This window comes from Pseudomonas sp. GW821-FHT12A04 (assembly GCF_058807755.1).
The window spans coordinates 71,644-92,573 of the sequence record NZ_JBXAQZ010000007.1 but is presented as its reverse complement, the minus strand read 5'-3'; the positions used below and the strand labels follow the sequence as shown (position 1 = coordinate 92,573).

Sequence of the window (20,930 nt, the reverse complement as noted above, 5' to 3'; positions counted from 1 at the left end):
CGCATGTTTACTGCGTTTATCATTTTCCTGCTCACCATGGTGTTGGTCATCTGGCAACCCAAGGGCCTGGGCGTCGGTTGGAGCGCCTCCCTGGGAGCCATCCTGGCCCTGCTGGCAGGCGTCGTGACGCTGGACGATATTCCACTGGTGTGGGCCATTGTCTGGAACGCCACCGCGACCTTCATCTCGCTCATCATCATCAGTCTGCTGCTCGATGAGGCCGGGTTTTTCCAGTGGGCGGCATTGCATGTGGCGCGCTGGGCCAAGGGTGACGGGCGGCGCCTGTTCGTTTTCACGATTCTGCTGGGGGCCGGCGTATCCGCGCTGTTTGCCAACGACGGTGCAGCCCTGATCCTGACCCCCATTGTTGTTTCAATACTGCTCGCACTGCGTTTTTCGCCAGCGTCTACCCTGGCGTTCGTCATGGCGGCCGGTTTCATTGCCGACACGGCGAGCCTGCCCCTGGTGGTGTCCAACCTCGTCAACATCGTTTCGGCCGACTACTTCGACCTGGGCTTCAGCGAGTACGCCGCCATCATGGTGCCGGTCAATTTCGTTGCCGTGGCGACCACGCTCGTGGTGCTGTACTGGTTTTTCCGGCGTGACATCCCCAGGCACTACTCTCTCGATGACGTGATAGACCCGCGACGCGCCGTGCGTGATCCCCTGACCTTCCGCGTCGGCTGGATTGTCCTGGCTCTGTTGCTGATCGGGCTGTTTGCTCTGGAACCCTTGGGCATTCCCATCAGTGCCATTGCAGCGGTCTGTGCCGCGATGCTGTTCGCCGTGGCTGCGCGTGGGCATGTGATTTCAACGCGACGGGTGCTGCGCGAGGCGCCCTGGCAGGTCGTGATCTTTTCGCTGGGCATGTACCTGGTGGTGTACGGGCTGAAAAACGCCGGACTGACCACCTACATGACCATGGCGCTGAACCACATGGCCGAATTCGGCATCTGGGGTGCCGCGCTGGGCACTGGCCTGCTCACGGCGTTGCTGTCATCGGGCATGAACAACATGCCCACGGTGCTGGTGGGTGCCCTGTCGATTCAGGCCAGTGACGCCACCGGTGTGGTGCGTGAAGCCATGATCTACGCCAATGTCATCGGTTCTGACCTCGGTCCCAAAATCACTCCCATCGGCAGTCTTGCCACCTTGCTCTGGCTGCATGTGCTGGAGCGCAAGGGCATCCGCATTACCTGGGGTTACTACTTCAAGGTCGGCGTGGTCCTGACGCTGCCGATTCTGTTCATCACCTTGTCTGCCCTGGCCCTGCGCCTGAGCGTTTAGCCCTGTGCGACTGCAAAGAGGAATCACCATGCGCGTTCTGTTTATGTGTACCGCCAATAGCTGTCGCAGCATCCTGTCCGAAGCCATGTTCAACCATCTCGCCCCGCAAGGTTTTGAGGCGATCAGTGCCGGCAGCTTCCCCAAGGGACAGGTGCTGCCCCGCAGCCTGAGCACGTTGCAAGAAGCCGGCATCGCCATCGACGGCTTGAGCAGCAAAGGCAATGAGGCTTTCGAAGCCAACCCGCCGGACATCGTCATCACGGTCTGCGACAAGGCCGCTGGTGAGGCGTGCCCCGTGTACTTCGGGCCGGCGTTGAAAGCTCATTGGGGCCTGGAAGACCCATCGGACATAAAGGGAGATGACGCGACGGTATCGGCGGCGTTCCACTCGACCCTGGCGCGCATCGAAACGCGCTGCCGGGCATTCCTCGACCTGCCTTTTGCACAACTCGACCGCGATGCGCTGAAGCGGGAACTCGACCGCATCGGCACGCTATGACCGGAGCCCCCATGACCCATCCCCTGCCCAATCTCGACACATCACTGACCCAGCCCATCGCCAGTGGACGCGACGACCAGCACAAACCGCGTATCCTGTTGCTATACGGTTCGACTCGTGCGCGGTCGTTCAGTCGCCTGCTGGTCGAGGAAGCAGCCCGGTTGCTCGAACACTTCGGTGCCGAGACACGGATCTTCAACCCATCAGGCCTGCCGCTACCGGACGACGCGCCCTCCGATCACCCGAAAGTCCAGGAGCTGCTCGAACTGATGCAATGGTCCGAAGGACAGGTCTGGTGCTCGCCAGAGCGCCACGGCTCCATGTCTGCGGTGTTCAAGGCGCAAATCGACTGGGTGCCGTTGGCGTTGGGGGCGGTTCGCCCAACCCAAGGGAAAACCCTCGCGGTCATGCAAGTCTGCGGCGGTTCCCAATCCTTCAATGTGGTGAATCAGCTTCGTGTGCTGGGGCGCTGGATGCGCATGTTCACCATCCCCAATCAATCCTCCGTGCCAAAGGCTTTTCTGGAGTTTGACGACACCAATCGCATGAAACCCTCGTCGCTGTACGACAGGGTGGTGGACGTCATGGAGGAACTGGTGAAATTTACCCTGCTGCTACGGGATCGCCCCGATCTGGTTGACCGGTACTCGGAACGCAAAGAGTCCGCGCAGGAACTGAGTCAGCGCGTGAATCAGCGGTCGATCTGACTGTAGAAATGTTCGCCTTGGCTCGATAGCCGAAACAAGTCGCAAACCCCACGATGCTTCGGGGCTTGCGACTCTTTGCCGATACGTCCCTCAAGCTCCCGGGACGTTTTCTACGGTATGCCTGCCGTGTTCATTGCCGAACGTGCAGGTCTAGTTCTCTACCTCAACCGCGTCGAAATCCGGTTCGTCCGGGGCATCCGCCACATCCTCTCGGGCGTCTTTCGCCTCAACTTTGGCAGCTTCTCTGGCTGCGTTCGCCTCGGCTTTGGCGGCGTCCCTGGCAGCATCCGCGGTAGCCCGGGCAGCATCCCTGGCGGCATCTGCTTCAGCCTTGGCGGCGTCCCTCGCTGCATCTGCAGTGGCCCGGGCAGCGTCCCTGGCTGCATCCGCTTCTGCGCGCGGTACGCCAGCCGCTCTTGCGGCATCCCGGGCGGCATCTGCTTCAGCCCTGGCGGCATCCCGTGCGGCATCGGCAGTGGCTTTTGCCGCATCACGGGCGGCATCCGCAGTCGCTCTGGCGGTGTCCCGGGCTGCATTGGCATCAGCTCTGGCAGCGTCCCTGGCTGCATCGGCGGCATCGTTGTCATGGGCATTGCCCGGGCCTTTGTTCCCGGCTACACCACCATGGTCAGCGTCGCCGCGCCCCGGACCTCCATGACCGTCACCGTCATGGCCTGCAGCACCATGATCGCCACCCTCTCCTCCATGGCCGCCGGCACCGTGACCGCCACCACCGGAGCCACCGCCACCGCCACCGCCGTGACCTCCACCGCCTCCACCGCTGCCGCCATCCTTGGCATACGCGCTGGAGAAACTACCGATGTAATCGGGCACCAGGACAGTCGAAGCCGACAGGACTCCGCCGATTGCCAGAGCCAATAAACATTTCTTGAGCAGCATGATGCACCTCCGCATGGAGTTGCGTACCCATCTCCGTATCGAACGCAATGTCCAGTGAGTTCCCGGCCGCCCGTTGGAGCAGCCGACCAACCGGCACGGCCATCAATCTGCAGCATGAACGAGCTACTGCGGTATCCGCACGATCCCTGAAAGCCAGTTGGCATCGTTGCGTGGGAAACATTCCCATATTTTTTGGATAAGTGCTTTCAGCCCGAGTTCAAAAAATGAGCATCAGGGCTTACCCATGGGTTGAGCAAAAACGTCTACCGGGCCCAATGGAGCATCGTCGCGATCAAAACTGATATGTTTATTTTCAGTTTATTTGCATATAGAATTTTATTGTGTCATTTATAGGCTCGCCGATCACAGGACTGATCCACCACGCCAACCTGGATGGCGGGCACCCGTTTCCCCCAAATGCCTTCCAAGGAGTCAACAATATGAACAAGACAGAACTTCTAGGTGCTCTGGCGCTATGCGCTTTCAGCTTCCTGGCACATGCCGACGAAGACAGCCTGCGTATCGGTATCGAAGCCGCCTACCCACCCTTCTCCTTCAAGACACCAGAGGGCAACGTCAGCGGGTTCGATTACGACATCGGCAACGCCTTGTGCGAAGAAATGAAGGTCAAGTGCGAGTGGGTCATTCAGGAGTTCGACGGCATGATCCCGTCGCTCAAAGTGCGCAAGATCGATGCCGTGCTGTCGTCGATGTCAATCACCGAAGACCGGATGAAGTCCGTGGACTTCAGCAAAAAGTACTACCACACACCGGGCAAGTTCGCGATGAAGGCCGGCAACGTGATCAATGATCCTTTGGTGGACCTCAAGGGCAAGAAAGTCGGCGTGCAACGCTCCTCGACTTACGATCGTTTTGCCACCGAGCAACTGGAAAAAGCCGGCGTCGTCGTGGTGCGCTACTCCTCACAAAATGAAGCCTTTCTCGATCTTGCCTCGGGTCGTCTGGACGCCACCCTCGCCGACATCGTCAACACCGATGAGAGCTTCATCAAAACACCGGCTGGCCAGGGCTTCACACTCACAGGGCCCGACATCAACGACCCGAAGTACTTTGGCCGTGGCGCCGGGATCGCCGTGCGCAAAGGCGACAGTGCCAACGTTGCGCGCCTGAGTGCCGCGATCGACGCCATTCGCGCCAATGGCAAGTACCAGCAAGTGATGGCCAGGTACTTCGCGTTCGATATCTACGGCGAGTAAGCCTTACCCATAGCCCCGGTGCCGGCCTATTGCAGGCGCCGATTCGGGCTTGTCTTGCGCGCCTCGCGGCGCTCGCTTGAGGAACTTCATCATGCTTCACGGCTACGGATCGAGCATTCTCGATGGCGCCTGGCTGACCATAAACCTGGCCCTGACTTCCATGTCCCTGGCGATTGCCCTCGGCCTGGTCGGCGCGGCCTTTCGCCTGTCACCGCTCAAATGGCTGGCCCTGCTCGGGGAAAGTTACACCACCCTGATTCGCGGCATTCCAGACCTGGTGCTGATCCTGCTGATTTTCTACGGCGGCCAGGATCTGGTGAACCGCATTGCCCTGGCGCTCGGTTACACCCGCTATATCGACATCAACCCCTTTATCGCCGGCGTCTGCACCATGGGCTTCATTTTTGGCGCCTACCTCTCGGAAACCTTTCGCGGCGCGTTCATGGCGATCCCCAAAGGTCAGGCCGAGGCCGGCGTGGCCTATGGCATGGGCGGTGCGCAGGTGTTCTGGCGAATTCTGGTACCGCAGATGATTCGTTTCGCCATTCCCGGGTTCACCAACAATTGGTTGGTACTGACCAAATCCACCGCGCTGATCTCGGTGATCGGCTTGCAGGACATGATGTTCAAAGCCAAGAACGCAGCGGATGCCACACACGAGCCATTCACGTTTTTCCTCGCGGTGGCGGCGCTGTATCTGATGCTCACCAGCCTGTCATTGCTGGTGCTGCGCTATCTGGAAAAACACTACTCGGTCGGCATCAAAGCCGCCGAATTGTGAGGGGAGCGGCCCATGATTCTCGACTACAACCTGATTTGGGAAAACCTGCCGCTGTACTTCAATGGCGCCTTGTTGACCCTCAAAGTCCTGCTTATTTCCCTGGCCCTGGGCCTGGTATTGGCTATTCCACTGGCGTTGATGCGGGTGTCGCGATCACCGCTGATCAACTTCCCGGCCTGGCTCTATACCTACGTGATTCGCGGCACGCCGATGCTGGTGCAATTGTTCCTGATCTATTACGGCCTGGCGCAGTTCGAAGCAGTGCGCCAAAGCGTACTCTGGCCTTACCTCTCCAGCGCCACCTTTTGCGCCTGCCTGGCCTTCGCGATCAACACCAGTGCCTATAGCGCAGAGCTGCTGGCCGGCAGTTTGAAATCCACCCCCCATGGCGAGATCGAAGCCGCCAGGGCCATGGGCATGTCACGCCTGACTCTGTATCGCCGCATTCTCATGCCGTCGGCCTTGCGCCGGGCATTGCCGCAGTACAGCAACGAGGTGCTGATGATGCTGCAAACCACCAGCCTGGCCTCCATCGTCACCCTCGTCGACATCACCGGGGCCGCGCGTACTGTCAGCTCACGGTTCTATCTGCCGTTCGAGGCGTTTATCACCGCCGGCCTCTTCTACCTCGCCCTGACCTTCATTCTGGTGCGCCTGTTCAAGCTGGCCGAGCGCCATTGGCTGGCGTATCTGGCACCGCGCAAGCACTAAGGAGCTGCTATGAAGCACATTCAATACCTGTTGCCGTGGAGTGCCTCGGGCACCGAACGAACGCTGTCACTGTTTCGTTTTGGCAGTGGAGCACGCAAAGCGTACATCCAGGCGTCATTGCATGCCGACGAATTGCCAGGGATGCGCGTCGCCGTCGAGCTCAAGCGCCGTCTTCTGGAACTGGAAACACAAGGCCGCCTGACCGGGGTGATCGAGTTGGTGCCAATGGCCAATCCGATCGGTATCGCCCAGATGTTCCAGGCCACCCATCAGGGGCGCTTCGAGTTCTCCAGCGGCAAGAACTTCAATCGCGACTTCCCGGAGTTGGTCGATGCCGTTGCACCGCTGCTGGAGGGCCGATTGGGAAACGATGCCGACGCCAACATCGCACTCATCCGCCGCGCCATGGGCGATGCCCTCGCCGCCATGCCGGCACCAACCTCGGAACTCGACGGCCTGCGCCGCCTGTTGCTGCAGCATGCCTGTGACGCCGATGTGGTGCTGGACCTGCACTGCGATTTCGAATCGATCATGTTGTTGTATGCGATGCCGCAAAACTGGCCACGCCTGCAGTCATTGGCCGCTCGCCTCGGTGCCGAGGTCACGTTATTGGCCGAGAATGCGGGCGGCAGCGCCTTCGACGAAGCCTGCGCCATTGCATGGCTACGACTGGCCGAGCTGTTTCCCCAAGCCAACATTCCCCTGGCGTGCGTGGCCACCACCATCGAATTGCGTGGCATGGCAGACACCGAACGCGAGCAATGCGTCGACAGTGCCCAAGCCATTCTCGGGTATCTCGCCGAACAAGGCCTGATCAGCGGTGACTGGTCAGCGGCACCGGCGAGCCATTGCCAGGCCGTGCCATTCGCCGGCGCGCAGTACGCCTGTGCGCCCCATCCCGGTGTGGTGAGTTTTCTGCAACCGCTGGGCGCGCAGGTCAAGGTCGGCGATCCGCTGTTCGAGGTCATCGACCCGCTGACCGACCGCCATAGCGTGGTGAGCGCCAGCACCGACGGCATTCTCTATGCCCGTGAACGGCTGCGTTTTGCCCAGCCTGGATTGTGGCTGGCCAAAGTTGCCGGTTCTACCCCCATTCGCCAGGGTCGCTTGCTCAGCGACTGATTCCAGAGAGTTCAAACCATGTACAAACTTGAAGTTCAGGACCTGCATAAAAGTTACGGCGCGCACCAGGTGCTCAACGGCGTGTCCCTGCAAGCACAGGCCGGTGACGTGATCAGCATCATCGGCTCCAGCGGCTCTGGCAAAAGTACGTTCCTGCGCTGCATCAACCTGTTGGAGCAACCCAATGGGGGCAATATCGTGCTCAATGGCGAACCGCTCAAGCTGGTGGCCAACAAGCTTGGCGGGCTGAAGGCGGCCGAACCCAGGCAGTTGCAACGCATGCGTTCGCAGCTATCGATGGTATTTCAACACTTCAACCTCTGGTCACACATGAGCGCTCTGGAAAACGTCATGGAAGCCCCGGTGCATGTGCTGGGCCTGGGCAAGAAAGAGGCACGGGAAAAGGCCGAGCACTACCTGAACAAAGTCGGTGTAGCGCACCGCATGAACGCCTGGCCGGCGCATATGTCCGGTGGCGAGCAGCAGCGCGTGGCCATTGCCCGCGCACTGGCGATGGAACCGCAAGTGATGCTGTTTGATGAGCCGACTTCGGCGCTCGACCCCGAACTGGTCGGCGAAGTACTTAAAGTCATGCAGGATCTGGCGCAGGAAGGCCGCACCATGGTGGTGGTGACTCACGAAATGGGCTTTGCCCGCGAGGTTTCGAATCAACTGGTGTTCCTGCACAAGGGCGTTGTCGAAGAGCGCGGCGACCCGCGCGAAGTGCTGGTCAACCCGCAGTCCGAACGCCTCCGGCAGTTTCTGGCCGGGAGCTTGAAGTAAGTCCGCCGCCTAGCCATCGACTGCTCGGCGCTGCCCTGACAAGGTTGGCTTCGGATACACTCCAGCCAATCTTGTCAGGGCATCAGGCACAGCCCTTCTCTCACCTTCAGGAAATGTTGAGCCGGATATGCCCACCCCATCGAAAGACACCACAGTCTATGCCGCGCCGGTCATGCGCAAACTGACGGAAATCGTTTCCGAACTGCCGCCGTCATTGCGCAAGGTCGCGGACTTTATCCTGCGTCACCCGCTCAAAGCCGCGACGCTGACCATCGAGGAGATGGCTCACGAAACATTGACCTCACCCGCCGCCGTCAACCGTCTGGCCAAAGCGCTGAATCTCGGTGGCTACAGCGGCATGAAGGCCGAACTGGTCGCAACGTTGCAGCAAATGGTGTCGCCGGTCGACAAACTGCGCAACGAACTTGCCCATCGCCCGGGCGGCGCGTTTGGTCTGCATGAGCAACTCCAGAGCGCCAGCAGCAACTTGGCCACCGCGGCGAGCAACAACCACGCCGACACCTTTGAAGCCTTCGTCACTCGCCTGACCAAAGCGCGCAAAATCTACATTCTGGGCTTTGGCAACAGTGTCTACTTCGCCGGTCTCGCCGCCTCGACCCTGATGCCCTTTTGTGCGGACGCCACTGCCATCAGCATGGAGGGCGGTAACGAAAACGCCGCTTACCGTCTGGCCGCCATCACCGACCAGGACGTGCTGCTGGCGATCTCCCTGCCACGCTACTCCCTCGACACCCTGCAACTGGCACGCTTCGCCAATGAACGTGGCGCATCAGTGCTGGCAATTACCGACTCACCCGCCTCGCCGCTCACCGGCATTGCCGAGCACACGCTGTTTGCGCCTTGCGATCACCCGGTGCTGACCAGTTCCAACATCGCCGTACTGGCCTTGATCGAAGGCTTGGTCGCCGGCGTGATGGCACGCAATAAAGAAGCGGTCAAACTGGCAACCGAACTGACTGAAAGCGTGATGTCGTACCTGCACATCCCTGCCAGCGGTAAACCAGCGAAAAAGTGAGCGATGGAAATCCAGCGCCCGCTTCTTGCCGGCAGGCTGTGAGAACATTCATCCAATTGTAAGAGTCCATTTCAGCCTCTACACTCCAGCCCATGAAACGCTACCTGCGGTTTTGCCTCATTTTCGTGATTAGCCTGGTGCTTCCCCTCAGCGGGATGGCGGGTGTCCAGGCGCCCACAGAACCGTGCCCGATGAAGACGATGGGCATGCCGATGATGGATGACATGGGAATGGACTGCTGCAACGACATGAAAAGCCCGACAGAGCATGGCAAGCCCTGCAAGCCGGGCCAGGAATGCAAGACAGGCGGTATGCTGCAAGTCTCGATCCTCAAGCCTCCTGTAACCGTGTTCAGCCCTGTAGTGGTTTCCTTCTTCAGTGATTCCATGCCCGTACAAACCCCGTCCGGGGTATGGCGACCGCCTCGCGTTTGATTCCTGTCCAACATTGAGCCTCATTCCGTATTAGCGGGATGGACTGGCTGTGCGCATGTCTTTTTGACGCGTGCAGTGGATGATCAAAGGAATCGTAAACATGAACTCCAAGTGCTATTGCACAGGCTGGTCCCTCGTGGCCGGTCTGGCGGCAAGCGTACTGGCATTGCCGAGCTTCGCTGCCACGCTGACCCTCGATGAAGCGCTGCGGCTGGCCGAAAACAATGCGCCGTCGCTGGCTGCACAAGATGCAAAGATTCAGGCTGCCAGCAGTGCGGCTATTCCAGCGGGTGAATTACCTGACCCCAAGTTGCTGGCAGGTGTGCAGAACTACCCCATTGGCGGCCCGGATCGCTGGAGCATCAACGACGACTTCATGACCATGCAAATGGTCGGGGTCAGGCAAGAGATGCCCAACGGTGACAAGCGCAAGGCTCGCATCGAGGTCGCCAACGCCGCCGTTGATCGCGCTGCCGCCGAGCGTCGGGTTGCACGACTGAACGTACGCCAGTCCACGGCATTGGCCTGGATCAACAGCTACTCGGTCGAGCGCAAAGATGCGCTGTTCCAGGACTTCTACAAAGAAAACCGCCTGCTGACCGATACCGTCCTGGCCCGGATTGCCGGTGGTCGCGCTCAACCCGCCGATGCGGTGACGCCCAAGCAAGAAGCGGCTCGACTGGCGGAGCAGCAGGACGATCTGGTGCTCCAGAGAGCGCAGGCCCGAGCGGCCCTCAAACGCTGGATTGGCTCCGCCGCCAATGACAAGCCTGTGGGCAGCTTGCCTGCATGGCCCGTCGATCCCTCAAATTACGCCCATAAACTGCAACACCATCCCGAGTTGGCAGCGTTTGCGCCGATGACCCGCGAAGCGCAAGCCAAGGTTCGTGAAGCCGAGTCGGAGAAAAAGTCAGACTGGAGTTGGGAGCTTGACTATCAACATCGCGATCGCCAGTTCGGTGACATGGTCAGCGTGCAATTGTCCTGGGACTTGCCACTGTTTCCTGACTCCCGGCAAAACCCAAAAATCGCAGCCAAACAGGCTGAACTCAGCCAGCTTGAGGCTGAGCGCGAAGCCCTGTCACGGGAGCACACTCAGCAACTGGAAAACGAACTGGCTGACTATGAGCGCCTCAATCGTGCGGTAAGCCGCAACCAGGAAAGCCTGCTGCCGCTGGCCAGGGAAAAGGTCGAACTCAGCATGGCCAGCTACCGTGCCGGCACAGGCGATTTAAACGCCGTTGTCGCCGCCCGACGCGAACTCATCGAAGCCCGCCTCAAACAGATCGACGTGGAGGAGCAGCGAGCGCTGACCAGTGCGCGTCTGTATTTTGCTTATGGGGAGTCCGGCCAATGATCCTTGAAAAATGGAACGGAGCATTGCTGGTTGGCATCTCGCTGGCATTGGGTGTTACCGGTGGCTACTGGTTCGCTCACACGCGCATGAGCGCGGTACCTGTTACCGCCCAGGAGCAGAAACTCAATTCGCCGGACGAACGCAAGGCACTGTATTGGTACGACCCCATGTACCCGCAGCAAAAGTTCGATAAACCGGGCAAGTCCCCCTTCATGGACATGCAACTGGTACCCCGGTACGCCAGCGGTGACGAGGATCGTGCGACCGTGAGCATCGATCCGGGTCTGACCCAGAATCTCGGTCTGCGTTTTGCGACCGTCACCCGTGGAGTCTTTGACTCCAGCCTCGATGTGACAGGTGTCCTGGCATTCAACGAACGTGATGTGGCGGTGATACAGGCACGTACAGCCGGCTTCGTGGAGCGAGTCTATGCCCATGCTCCAGGCGACCTGCTCAAAGCCAATGCGGCACTGGCGGATATCCTGGTGCCGGAGTGGGCGGCCGCCCAGACAGAGTTCCTTGCCCTCAAGCGCAACGCTGATGCCGACCTGTTGGCTGCGGCCCGCCAGCGACTGCGGCTCACAGGGATGCCGGCGGCGCTGATCACCCAGGTAGAGCGCAGTGGCAAAGTCCAGCCGAACCTGACCATCAGCAGCCCCATCAGCGGCGTGCTGCAAGAGTTGAACGTACGTGCGGGTATGACCGTGGCGGCTGGCGAGACTCTGGCACGCGTCAATGGCTTGAGCCGTGTCTGGCTCGCCGTGGCCGTTCCGGAATCGGATGCCGGAGCCATCACCGTGGGGCAGGCAGTCGAAGCGCGACTGCCTGCCTTCCCGGGGACAATGTTCAATGGCAAGGTCAGCGCGATTTTGCCCGAGACCAATCCGGACAGCCGCACCCTTCGCGTACGTGTCGAGTTACCCAATCCCGACGGGCGCCTGAGACCAGGTTTGACAGCGCAGGTCCGCCTCAACCACTCGACCGGGCACAGTGTGTTGTGGGTGCCTAGTGAGGCGGTTATCCGCACTGGGCGACGCGCCCTGGTAATGCTCGCCGAAGACGCCGGCCGCTACCGCCCGGTGGAGGTGCAACCCGGGCAGGAAAGCGATGGCAAGACGGAGATTTTGAAAGGTCTGGAAGAAGGCCGGAAGGTGGTTACGTCTGGCCAGTTCCTCCTCGATTCCGAGGCCAGTCTCAAGGGCATTGTTGCTACCTCCGAGCAAGAGTCACCCGCCAGTCGAGCAGCCGCCAGTTTGCATGAGGCGGATGGGCAGATCGTTGAGATCGACGACAAAGAAGTTACGCTCGCCCACGGTCCTTTCAAGACGCTGGGCATGCCTGGCATGACGATGACTTTCCCGCTCGCCAGCCCGGCACTGATGCAGGGCCTCAAGGCGGGTGACAAGGTTCAGGTCGCGGTGAGCCAGACCGACGATGGCTTGCGTGTCGAGCGCCTGGCCAAATCGGGGGGCCAGCCATGATCGCTGCCCTCATTCGTTGGTCAGTGGCCAACCGGTTCCTGGTACTACTGGCGACGTTGTTCGTCACGGCTTGGGGTATCTGGACGGTGCAGAGCACACCCATTGATGCACTGCCAGATCTCTCGGATGTGCAGGTGATCATCCGCACCCCTTATGCAGGACAAGCGCCGCAGATTGTCGAGAATCAGGTGACCTATCCGTTGGCCACCACCATGCTCTCGGTGCCGGGCGCCAGAACCGTGCGTGGTTACTCCTTCTTCGGCGACAGCTTCGTTTACGTGCTGTTCGAAGACGGCACGGACTTGTACTGGGCTCGCTCGCGGGTGTTGGAGTACCTGAGCCAGGTACAAAGCCGGTTGCCGGCCAGCGCCAAGCCAGCGTTGGGGCCGGATGCGACGGGAGTGGGCTGGATCTACCAGTACGCACTGGTGGATCGCAGTGGTGGACACGACCTGGCGCAACTGCGCGCGCTTCAGGACTGGTTTCTCAAGTTCGAACTCAAGACCCTGCCCAACGTGGCGGAAGTGGCCACAGTGGGGGGGATGGTCAAGCAGTACCAGGTGCAGCTGGACCCGCTGAAACTGGCCAGCTTCGGTATCACTCAGGCTGAGGTGACCGACGCTATCGGCAAGGCCAATCAGGAAACCGGTGGCGCGGTGCTGGAGATGGCAGAGACCGAGTTCATTGTGCGCGCGTCCGGCTACTTGAAAACGCTCAATGACTTTCGGGCAATCCCGCTCAAGCTGGGTTCGGATCGTGTTCCGGTGACCCTTGGCGATGTCGCCACGATTCAGTCGGGACCGGAAATGCGCCGTGGCATCACCGAACTCGACGGCGAAGGCGAGACCGTCGGCGGTGTGGTGATTTTGCGCAGCGGCAAGAACGCTCGCGAGACCATTGCAGCGGTCAAGACCAAACTCGACGAACTGAAAAGCAGTCTGCCGGCCGGGGTGGAAATCGTCACCACCTACGACCGCAGCAAGCTGATCGACCGCGCGGTGGAAAACCTCAGCCACAAGCTCATCGAAGAGTTCATCGTCGTCGCGTTGGTCTGCGGGATCTTTCTCTGGCACTTGCGCTCATCGCTGGTGGCGATCATTTCGCTGCCGGTGGGGGTGCTTGCTGCCTTCGTCGTCATGCGCTACCAAGGCATCAACGCCAACATCATGTCCTTGGGCGGGATTGCCATCGCCATCGGCGCCATGGTCGATGCCGCCGTGGTGATGATCGAGAACGCCCACAAAAAGATTGAGGCCTGGCACGTAGCCAATCCAGGGGAGGAATTGAAGGGCGAGCGTCATTGGCATGTAATGACCGAAGCAGCGGTGGAGGTAGGCCCGGCGCTTTTCTTCTGTTTGCTGATCATCACCCTGTCGTTCATTCCGGTGTTCACGCTGCAAGCTCAGGAAGGACGGCTGTTCGGCCCTTTGGCCTTCACCAAGACCTATGCCATGGCCGCAGCGGCGGGATTGTCAGTGACCCTGGTGCCGGTGCTGATGGGCTACTGGATTCGGGGGCGAATTCCCAGTGAACAACAGAATCCGTTGAACCGGTGGTTGATTCGAATCTATCAGCCGGCCCTGGACGCGGTCTTGCGCCGCCCAAAGATCACGCTACTGGTCGCGCTGTTGGTTTTTGTCAGTGCGCTATGGCCAATGTCTCGTCTGGGTGGCGAGTTTCTCCCCCCGCTGGACGAGGGCGACCTGCTCTATATGCCTTCTGCCCTGTCGGGATTGTCGGCGCAGAAAGCGGCGCAACTGCTGCAACAGACCGACCGGTTGATCAAGACCGTACCAGAGGTCGAACACGTCTTCGGTAAAGCCGGTCGTGCCGAAACCGCTACCGACCCGGCACCGCTGGAAATGTTCGAAACCACCATCCAGTTCAAGCCACATGAGCAATGGCGTGCAGGCATGACTCAGGAAAAACTGGTGGAGGAACTGGATCGCGTGGTGCGCGTTCCCGGTTTGACCAACATCTGGATACCGCCGATTCGTAACCGTATCGACATGCTGGCGACGGGTATAAAGAGCCCGATCGGTGTGAAGGTTGCCGGCTCCAATCTCGCGGAAATCGATGCGGTCACCCAGACGGTCGAGCGAGTGGCCAAGGACGTGCCCGGTGTCAGTTCGGCCCTGGCCGAGCGGCTGACTGGCGGCCGCTACATCGATGTGGATATCGACCGCAAGGCTGCTGCTCGTTACGGGCTGAACATCGCCGATGTGCAGTCCATCGTGGCCGGTGCCATCGGTGGTGAAAATGTCGGGGAGACTATTGAAGGTCTGGCACGTTTCCCGATCAGCGTACGTTACCCACGGGAGTGGCGCGACTCGCTCGGCGCCCTGGAACGACTGCCGATCTACACCCCGCTGGGTAGTCAGATCACCCTTGGCACAGTGGCGAAGGTCAAGGTCAGTGACGGCCCACCGATGCTCAAGAGCGAGAACGCACGGCCTTCAGGCTGGGTGTACATCGATGTTCGAGGCAGGGATATTGCCTCGGTGGTTGCCGATCTTCGTCGGGTCGTCAATGAACAGGTCAGGTTGCAGCCAGGCATGAGCCTCAGTTACTCGGGACAGTTCGAGTTTCTCGAAAGAGCCAACGCACGACTCAAACTGGTGGTGCCTGCCACGCTGCTGATCATCTTCGTGTTGCTCTACCTGACTTTTGCCCGATTCGATGAGGCCCTGCTGATCATGGCCACTCTGCCATTCGCACTGACTGGGGGGGCATGGTTTCTCTATCTGTTGGGCTTCAACCTGTCGGTCGCCACGGGGGTCGGCTTCATCGCCTTGGCCGGCGTTTCTGCCGAGTTCGGCGTGATTATGTTGCTCTACCTGAAAAACGCCTGGGCCGAACGTGAAGACCTCGGTGACAGCACTGAACGCGGGCTGGTGGCGGCGATTCGTGAAGGCGCTGTACAGCGCGTTCGACCCAAGGCCATGACCGTTGCCGTCATCATTGCCGGTCTGCTGCCCATTCTGTTGGGCAGCGGAACCGGTAGTGAGGTGATGAGCCGAATCGCCGCGCCCATGGTCGGCGGCATGGTCACGGCCCCCTTGCTGTCCCTGTTTGTCATTCCGGCAGCCTATCGATTGATGCGCCGCCGGCACCTCCTGCCTGTACCCACCACACCTCAAGGTAAAGTCATATGAAACTCACCCTGACCGCAGTCGCAAGCACCCTATTCGCGCTTTCACTTTCTGCCCACGCGCAGGACATGCCGGGCATGAAAATGGACGGCATGGAAGGCATGCCGATGAAGCAGGAAACAAAACAGGCTCCGGTATCCAATGCCGAAGGCACGATCAAGGCTATCGATACTGCGAAGCATACGGTGACCATCTCCCACGGCGCCGTTCCCGCCCTGCAATGGCCACCGATGACGATGGCGTTTTCCGTGACGCAAGATCAGTTGTCAGGGTTGGCGCCTGGAGACCGGGTATCGTTTTCCTTCCGGCTAGAGGGTAACAGCGCCTCGATCGTGTCGATTAACAAGTAAATTCCGGTGGTGGAAGTGTCCGGCACATATTGTCGTGCCGGACTAACCCGTTAAATCGGCTGGTTCAGGAAAAACGGAGGGTTCGGGGGATTTTGAACGGCTGGCAATTGCTTACCCGCCCAGTTCCGTCTCCTCTTGCGTCATCCTCGTCAGTGTTTCGGACCTGCAACAGATTTCGAAAAAAAGTCGCAAGCCCCGAGATTCTTCAGGGCTTGCGACTCATTGCCGATACGTCCTTCAAACTCCCGGGACGTAATCTACGGGATGCCTGCAGTGTTCAATGCCGAACATGCAGGCCTAGTTCTGCACCTCAGCCGTGTCGAAATCCGGCGCGTCCGGTGCATCTGGTGCGTCTGGAGCATCCGGTGCATCCAGTGCATCCGGTGCGTCTGGAGCATCCGGCGCATCCGGTGCATCCGGGGCGTCCGCTACATCCCTCGCCTCAGCTTTGGCAGCCTCTCTGGCTGCGTTCGCCTCGGCTTTGGCTGCGTCCCTGGCGGCATCCGCAGTAGCCCGAGCAGCATCTCTGGCTGCATCTGCCTCGGCCTTGGCAGCGTCCCTGGCTGCATCCGCAGCGGCCCGGGCAGCGTCTCTGGCTGCATCCGCTTCTGCGCGCGATAAGCCAGCAGCTCTTGCGGCATCCCGGGCTGCATCCGCCTCAGCTCTGGCGGCGTCACGGGCGGCGTCCGCAGTCGCTTTTGCCGCATCCCGGGCTGCATCTGCATCAGCCCGAGCAGCGTCCCGGGCTGCATTGGCATCAGCCCTGGCCGCGTCCCTGGCAGCATCTGCGGCATCGTTATCATTGTCTTTGGCGTTGTCGTTGTCACGCGCATTGCCCGGGCCTTTGTTCCCGGCTATACCACCATGGTCAGCGTCGCCGCGTCCCGGGCCTCCACGACCGTCACCGTCGTGGCCGTCACCACCATGACCGCCACCCTCTCCTCCATGACCGCCACCGCCGTCACCACCGTGACCACCGCCTCCGGAGCCTCCACTGCCGGAGCCACCGCCGCTGCCGCTGCCGCCACCATGGCCGCCTCCGCCACCGCCGCCGTCACCACCGTGACCGCCGCCTCCAGAGCCACCGCCACCACCGTGACCGCCGCCTCCGGAGCCACCGCCACCACCGTGACCACCGCCTCCGGAACCGCCGCCACCGCCGTGACCGCCACCGCCTCCGCCGCTACCACCACCGCCGCTGCCGCCATCTTTGGCATACACGCTGGAGAAACTACTGATGTAATCGGGCACCAGGACAGTCGATGCCGACAGTACCCCGCCTATTGCCAGAGCCAACAAACATTTCTTGAGCAGCATGATGCACCTCCGATTGGAGTTGCGTTTTCACCTCCGTATCGAACGCAATGTCCAGTGAGTTCCCGGCCGCCCATTGGAGCGGCCCGCCAACCGGCACGGCCATCAATCTGCAGCAATAGCGAGCCACTGCGGTATCCGTACGGTCCCTCAAAGCCAGCTGGTATCTATGCGTGGGAAATATTCCCACACACCTTAGATTAGTACCCTCAGCCCAAGTGTCAACGACCACATATCAGGTCCAAGGCACGCGTTGAGCAATTGGCCAAAAACAGACAGAGGACGCAGCAATAACCAATGAGTAGCTATGCTTGATTTGTGGCCAGGCTCTCCTGGCAACATCGTGAAAGGAGGCGTTTGAGATGCAACTCATCACGTTGAAAATCGAAAAGCCGGATGCGACGAACTTCATTCTGGGCCAGACGCACTTCATCAAGTCCGTCGAGGACATCCACGAAGCGCTGGTCAATACCGTGCCAGGTATCCAGTTTGGCGTGGCCTTTTGTGAAGCCTCTGGTCAATGCCTGGTGAGATGGTCTGGCACCGATAGCTCAATGATTGAACTTGCACAGAAAAATGCGAAAGCCATCGCCGCCGGCCATAGTTTCATCATTTTCCTGGGCGACGGTTTCTATCCGCTGAACGTGTTGAACACCATCAAAATGGTTCCAGAGGTATGCCGTATTTTTTGTGCAACAGCCAATCCGACCGAAGTGATTCTCGCTGAGACGCAGCAAGGGCGAGCGATCCTTGGCGTAGTGGATGGCTTTTGTGCCAATGACATCGAAGGCGATGAAGACATCCTTTGGCGCAAGAACCTGTTGCGGCAGATTGGCTACAAGCAGTGAATTGCAGAACGTGCTGGCGCACCACATGACGTTACAAATTACCTGAATGCCTTGCGCAAGAGCAGTTCACACCGTCCCGGGATGCTGGCCCGGCCAGCCTCCTGATGTAACGAATCAAGTCAAAATGTTTACCTGCAGAGCAGATCCTTATACGATGAAGTCCGCTTCTACCGCTCTCCATCGGGTCTGAGCAGCCCGTGGTTATTATGCATGACAAAGCGACTTAACAAATTGTGCTCTATGGCCATGCAAGATTTTGCGCGGCGAACAAGAAAAAATTGTATACAAGTTAATTCATACAATTAAATAGAATAACATTGAGCACCTGAACGATGAACAACCCTGATTTACTGACTGAAAACTCCAAAACCTTCAGCGTAGTTATAGTAAATTACAAAACACCTGAAATCACCAAGATATGCCTGGACTTATTACACCAGCATTTTGGCAGCAACAGCGTCCCGGTATGGGTAGTTGACAACTATTCCGCCGATGAAAGCACTGAGTACTTACGAACGCTTGACTGGATCAATTTGATTGAACGCTCTGTTTCCGAACCAGAGGCGGGCCATATTGCCCATGGCAAGGCACTCGACCTGGTTCTCGAGCGAATTGACACCGATTATTTATTCCTGATGCACACCGATACATTTGTTTTCGACAAGAATGTTTTTCCGATGATGCTGAATAAATGTTTGAAAAACCCAAAAGTCGTGGCCGTCGGTTGTGTCGAGCAAATTAACCGCGGCACCGCCAGAACTGTCTGGCGCTATAGCTCACGACTATTCAAGCATCACTTCAGACGCCTGAAAATCTCCATGGGATTGCGCTCCAGAGAACCAAAGCCGTACAAAGAAGTCTACTTGAAAAGTTTCTGCACATTGTGGAACTGCAAACTTGTAAAACAGCACAACATGCACTTTTCGATGGATGATCGCGTGCCAGGCTATACGCTTCAGGACCGCATGACCGAACTGGGTTATGCCGTTGAAATGCTATCACCGCGTAAAATTTTCAGCTATCTGGATCACATTCAGTCCGGCACTGTTGCAGCGGTTGGCGGCTATGCTAAAAATCATAGACGAACCAAAATGTACAACAACATCCTTAAGCGTCTGAACAAGGACGACAGAACAAATTGAGTTGCGAATAGACGCAACGAGCAGTGCATTCAACGCTGCATGAAGTCACCCACAGGTTTTTATATCAGGTCATTGGAGCGGTAATGGCACCCATCACTCAGGCACTACCTATCACCCTGTCCCCGGAGCTTGATTTCGACCAGAATGCCGCCAGCGCCTTTGGTGCCTCATTGACCGATAGCTATGTTCAGGCTACGCCATTTCCGCACATAGTCATCGACAACTTCTTGCACGAAGACCTGATTGCAAGCATCTGCTCGCATTTCCCGGTCGAGCCAACCAACAACGAAATGCTCTACGAGCGCGGCTATAAAGGTCAGCGCAAACGTCAAATCAGTCCCAACGAATGCGACCCTTATTTGAAGACTGTTTTCAACGCCTTTAACTCGGCCCCCATGTTGCAGTTTCTTGAAAAGCTCACAGGCATCGAAGGTTTGATACCCGACCCCTACTTTACCGGTGGCGGCCTGCACGAAACGAAAAGCGGTGGTTTCCTGGGGGTGCACTCGGACTTCCGGCTCAACAAAAAACTTAATGTTGAACGCAGACTGAACATCATCATTTATCTGAATGAAGACTGGCAAGAGGAGTACGGCGGCAACCTGGAACTTTGGGATGTCGGCATGAAGACCTGCCTTAAAAAAGTCCTGCCCATTTACAATCGCTGTGTCATTTTCAACACAGACAAGGACAGTAATCATGGGCACCCAGAGCCTTTAACGACTCCGGAACACATCACCCGCAGGTCTATCGCGCTTTATTACTACACCGCGGGAACCATGGCGATCGATCCGGCACAAAGAAACAAAACCCACTACAAACCAAGGCCCAAGGATCGTTTGAGCCTGAAGTACTACATCAATAAACTGATCAAGAAGAAAAACTGAACTGCAAAACGCCCGGAAGTGAGGCCAGGACCTGAGTCGAGGCGGTGAAACGCATCAATGCTGGAAGTAACCTGACAGGCAACGACCAGGAATCAGAAAGCATGGCTGAGCAACAGCCCGGCCTCGCCGTCCGGGCTGGCGTCGGAAAAACCCTTGACGGCATACAACTGAAACTTCCATTCCTGATTGAGCTTGTGCGTGAGGAAGAGCGTCAGCTCCTTGATTTCGTCACCCGTGGAAACGACCTTCTGCCGCCAGTCGTAGGACACGCCCGCCGTGGTGCGCACGAACACGGGCATGGCAAAGCCCAGGCCGGCGAATATCGGGTTGTCGAAGTCGGAGCCCGACGGGTCGCCGAACTTTTTCCAGCCCAGGGTCGCAAACCCGGTCACAGGACCGAAGGCTTTGGCAACATCGACCTGGCCGGAATAGTCGGTTTTGCCGGTGCCCAGGCACTCGTCTTCGTCGGCGGTGGGCAACTTGACCTTGCCGATCAGGTCCACGAACAGCCCGCCAACGCTGCCGTCCAGCACGGCATAGCCGGCACCGGCAACGGTGTCGCCCAGACCGCTTTCCACCTTGCCGCAACCGCCGGGCAGCGGTTCGCCGTCAGGGCCGACCGAAGGATTGGTGATGCGTAGCCAGGGCACGGTGAGCTTGTAGGTCATGGGGCCGGTTTCGTATCTGCCCACCAGCGGGACGTACCAGGTTTCGGAAGTCGTACCGGTGCCATAGTCGCCTCGTGAGTAGTCGGTTCCGATCGAGGTCGTAAAGGTATCGGCCAAGGTCGGCAAGGCCAGGCTGGCAAGCCAACCGACGAGCAGGATGCGCTTGGGGTCCATGTTCACCTCGTGTCTGACGTCATCGAAGTTCACACGCATGTTTTGTTGCGTGACTTACCCAGCCTAGTTACTTATGACGA

20 protein-coding genes are annotated in these 20,930 nt (G+C 58.9%); 18 read left to right on the top strand and 2 right to left on the bottom strand.

From position 1 onward, the window contains the following. Positions 1–3: 3 nt before the first annotated feature. From AC1RS8_RS12860 to AC1RS8_RS12790, 15 genes are all read left to right on the top strand, one after another. Positions 4–1,287 carry an arsenic transporter gene (locus AC1RS8_RS12860; protein WP_489340405.1) on the top strand — a complete coding sequence of 428 codons (1,284 nt, stop codon included), beginning with the start codon at positions 4–6 and terminating at the stop codon, positions 1,285–1,287. A 28-nt stretch (positions 1,288–1,315) separates the two neighbouring features. After that, positions 1,316–1,786 carry an arsenate reductase ArsC gene (locus AC1RS8_RS12855; protein WP_090454846.1) on the top strand — a complete coding sequence of 157 codons (471 nt, stop codon included), beginning with the start codon at positions 1,316–1,318 and terminating at the stop codon, positions 1,784–1,786. Between the two features lie 11 nt (positions 1,787–1,797). Further along, the gene (gene arsH, locus AC1RS8_RS12850; RefSeq protein ID WP_489340404.1) at positions 1,798–2,493 is read left to right on the top strand and encodes an arsenical resistance protein ArsH; all 696 of its coding nucleotides are present in this window, start codon (positions 1,798–1,800) and stop codon (positions 2,491–2,493) included. Positions 2,494–2,568: 75 nt separating this feature from the next. Further along, positions 2,569–3,375, top strand: coding sequence for a hypothetical protein (locus AC1RS8_RS12845; protein WP_493162761.1), 807 nt, complete (start codon positions 2,569–2,571; stop codon positions 3,373–3,375). 458 nt (positions 3,376–3,833) lie between these two features. Further along, on the top strand, positions 3,834–4,610 hold the full coding sequence (locus AC1RS8_RS12840) for an ABC transporter substrate-binding protein (protein ID WP_090454844.1): 777 nt from the start codon (positions 3,834–3,836) through the stop codon (positions 4,608–4,610). Positions 4,611–4,701: 91 nt separating this feature from the next. Continuing rightward, positions 4,702–5,391, top strand: coding sequence for an ABC transporter permease (locus AC1RS8_RS12835; protein WP_057715357.1), 690 nt, complete (start codon positions 4,702–4,704; stop codon positions 5,389–5,391). A gap of 12 nt (positions 5,392–5,403) precedes the next feature. Continuing rightward, a complete protein-coding gene (locus AC1RS8_RS12830) occupies positions 5,404–6,102 on the top strand; it encodes an ABC transporter permease (protein ID WP_090454843.1) in 699 nt (232 codons plus the stop codon). A 9-nt stretch (positions 6,103–6,111) separates the two neighbouring features. Then, positions 6,112–7,224, top strand: coding sequence for a succinylglutamate desuccinylase/aspartoacylase family protein (locus AC1RS8_RS12825; RefSeq protein ID WP_489340402.1), 1,113 nt, complete (start codon positions 6,112–6,114; stop codon positions 7,222–7,224). A gap of 18 nt (positions 7,225–7,242) precedes the next feature. Then, positions 7,243–8,007, top strand: coding sequence for an ABC transporter ATP-binding protein (locus AC1RS8_RS12820; protein WP_489340401.1), 765 nt, complete (start codon positions 7,243–7,245; stop codon positions 8,005–8,007). Between the two features lie 127 nt (positions 8,008–8,134). Then, on the top strand, positions 8,135–9,043 hold the full coding sequence (locus AC1RS8_RS12815) for a MurR/RpiR family transcriptional regulator (RefSeq protein WP_489340400.1): 909 nt from the start codon (positions 8,135–8,137) through the stop codon (positions 9,041–9,043). A gap of 92 nt (positions 9,044–9,135) precedes the next feature. Next, the gene (locus tag AC1RS8_RS12810) at positions 9,136–9,477 is read left to right on the top strand and encodes a hypothetical protein (RefSeq protein ID WP_407516034.1); all 342 of its coding nucleotides are present in this window, start codon (positions 9,136–9,138) and stop codon (positions 9,475–9,477) included. Between the two features lie 100 nt (positions 9,478–9,577). Continuing rightward, on the top strand, positions 9,578–10,834 hold the full coding sequence (locus AC1RS8_RS12805) for a TolC family protein (protein ID WP_489340399.1): 1,257 nt from the start codon (positions 9,578–9,580) through the stop codon (positions 10,832–10,834). After that, on the top strand, positions 10,831–12,315 hold the full coding sequence (locus AC1RS8_RS12800; protein ID WP_489340398.1) for an efflux RND transporter periplasmic adaptor subunit: 1,485 nt from the start codon (positions 10,831–10,833) through the stop codon (positions 12,313–12,315). Before AC1RS8_RS12805 ends, AC1RS8_RS12800 begins: the two co-directional genes overlap by 4 nt. Further along, positions 12,312–15,470, top strand: a complete 3,159-nt coding sequence (locus tag AC1RS8_RS12795) for an efflux RND transporter permease subunit (RefSeq protein WP_489340397.1) — start codon at positions 12,312–12,314, stop codon at positions 15,468–15,470. The genes AC1RS8_RS12800 and AC1RS8_RS12795 overlap by 4 nt, the downstream gene beginning before the upstream one ends. After that, entirely contained in the window at positions 15,467–15,817 is a 351-nt protein-coding gene (locus AC1RS8_RS12790) for a copper-binding protein (protein WP_090454838.1), read from the top strand. The genes AC1RS8_RS12795 and AC1RS8_RS12790 overlap by 4 nt, the downstream gene beginning before the upstream one ends. A 297-nt stretch (positions 15,818–16,114) precedes the next feature. On the opposite strand, the gene AC1RS8_RS12785 is transcribed toward AC1RS8_RS12790, so the two are convergent. After that, entirely contained in the window at positions 16,115–17,134 is a 1,020-nt protein-coding gene (locus tag AC1RS8_RS12785) for a hypothetical protein (RefSeq protein WP_489340658.1), read from the bottom strand. 359 nt (positions 17,135–17,493) lie between these two features. On the opposite strand from AC1RS8_RS12785, the gene AC1RS8_RS12780 reads away from it, so the two are divergent. The 3 genes from AC1RS8_RS12780 to AC1RS8_RS12770 all read left to right on the top strand — a co-directional run bounded on the left by AC1RS8_RS12780 (position 17,494) and on the right by AC1RS8_RS12770 (position 20,008). Continuing rightward, positions 17,494–17,979: an adenosine-specific kinase gene (locus AC1RS8_RS12780; RefSeq protein ID WP_057715369.1), complete on the top strand. Its 486-nt coding sequence runs from the start codon at positions 17,494–17,496 to the stop codon at positions 17,977–17,979. Between the two features lie 332 nt (positions 17,980–18,311). After that, entirely contained in the window at positions 18,312–19,121 is an 810-nt protein-coding gene (locus AC1RS8_RS12775; protein WP_218498387.1) for a glycosyltransferase, read from the top strand. A gap of 83 nt (positions 19,122–19,204) precedes the next feature. Beyond that, positions 19,205–20,008, top strand: a complete 804-nt coding sequence (locus AC1RS8_RS12770; RefSeq protein ID WP_057715371.1) for a 2OG-Fe(II) oxygenase — start codon at positions 19,205–19,207, stop codon at positions 20,006–20,008. Positions 20,009–20,100: 92 nt separating this feature from the next. On the opposite strand, the gene AC1RS8_RS12765 is transcribed toward AC1RS8_RS12770, so the two are convergent. After that, positions 20,101–20,850: a hypothetical protein gene (locus AC1RS8_RS12765; protein WP_489340396.1), complete on the bottom strand. Its 750-nt coding sequence runs from the start codon at positions 20,848–20,850 to the stop codon at positions 20,101–20,103. Positions 20,851–20,930 lie beyond the last annotated feature (80 nt).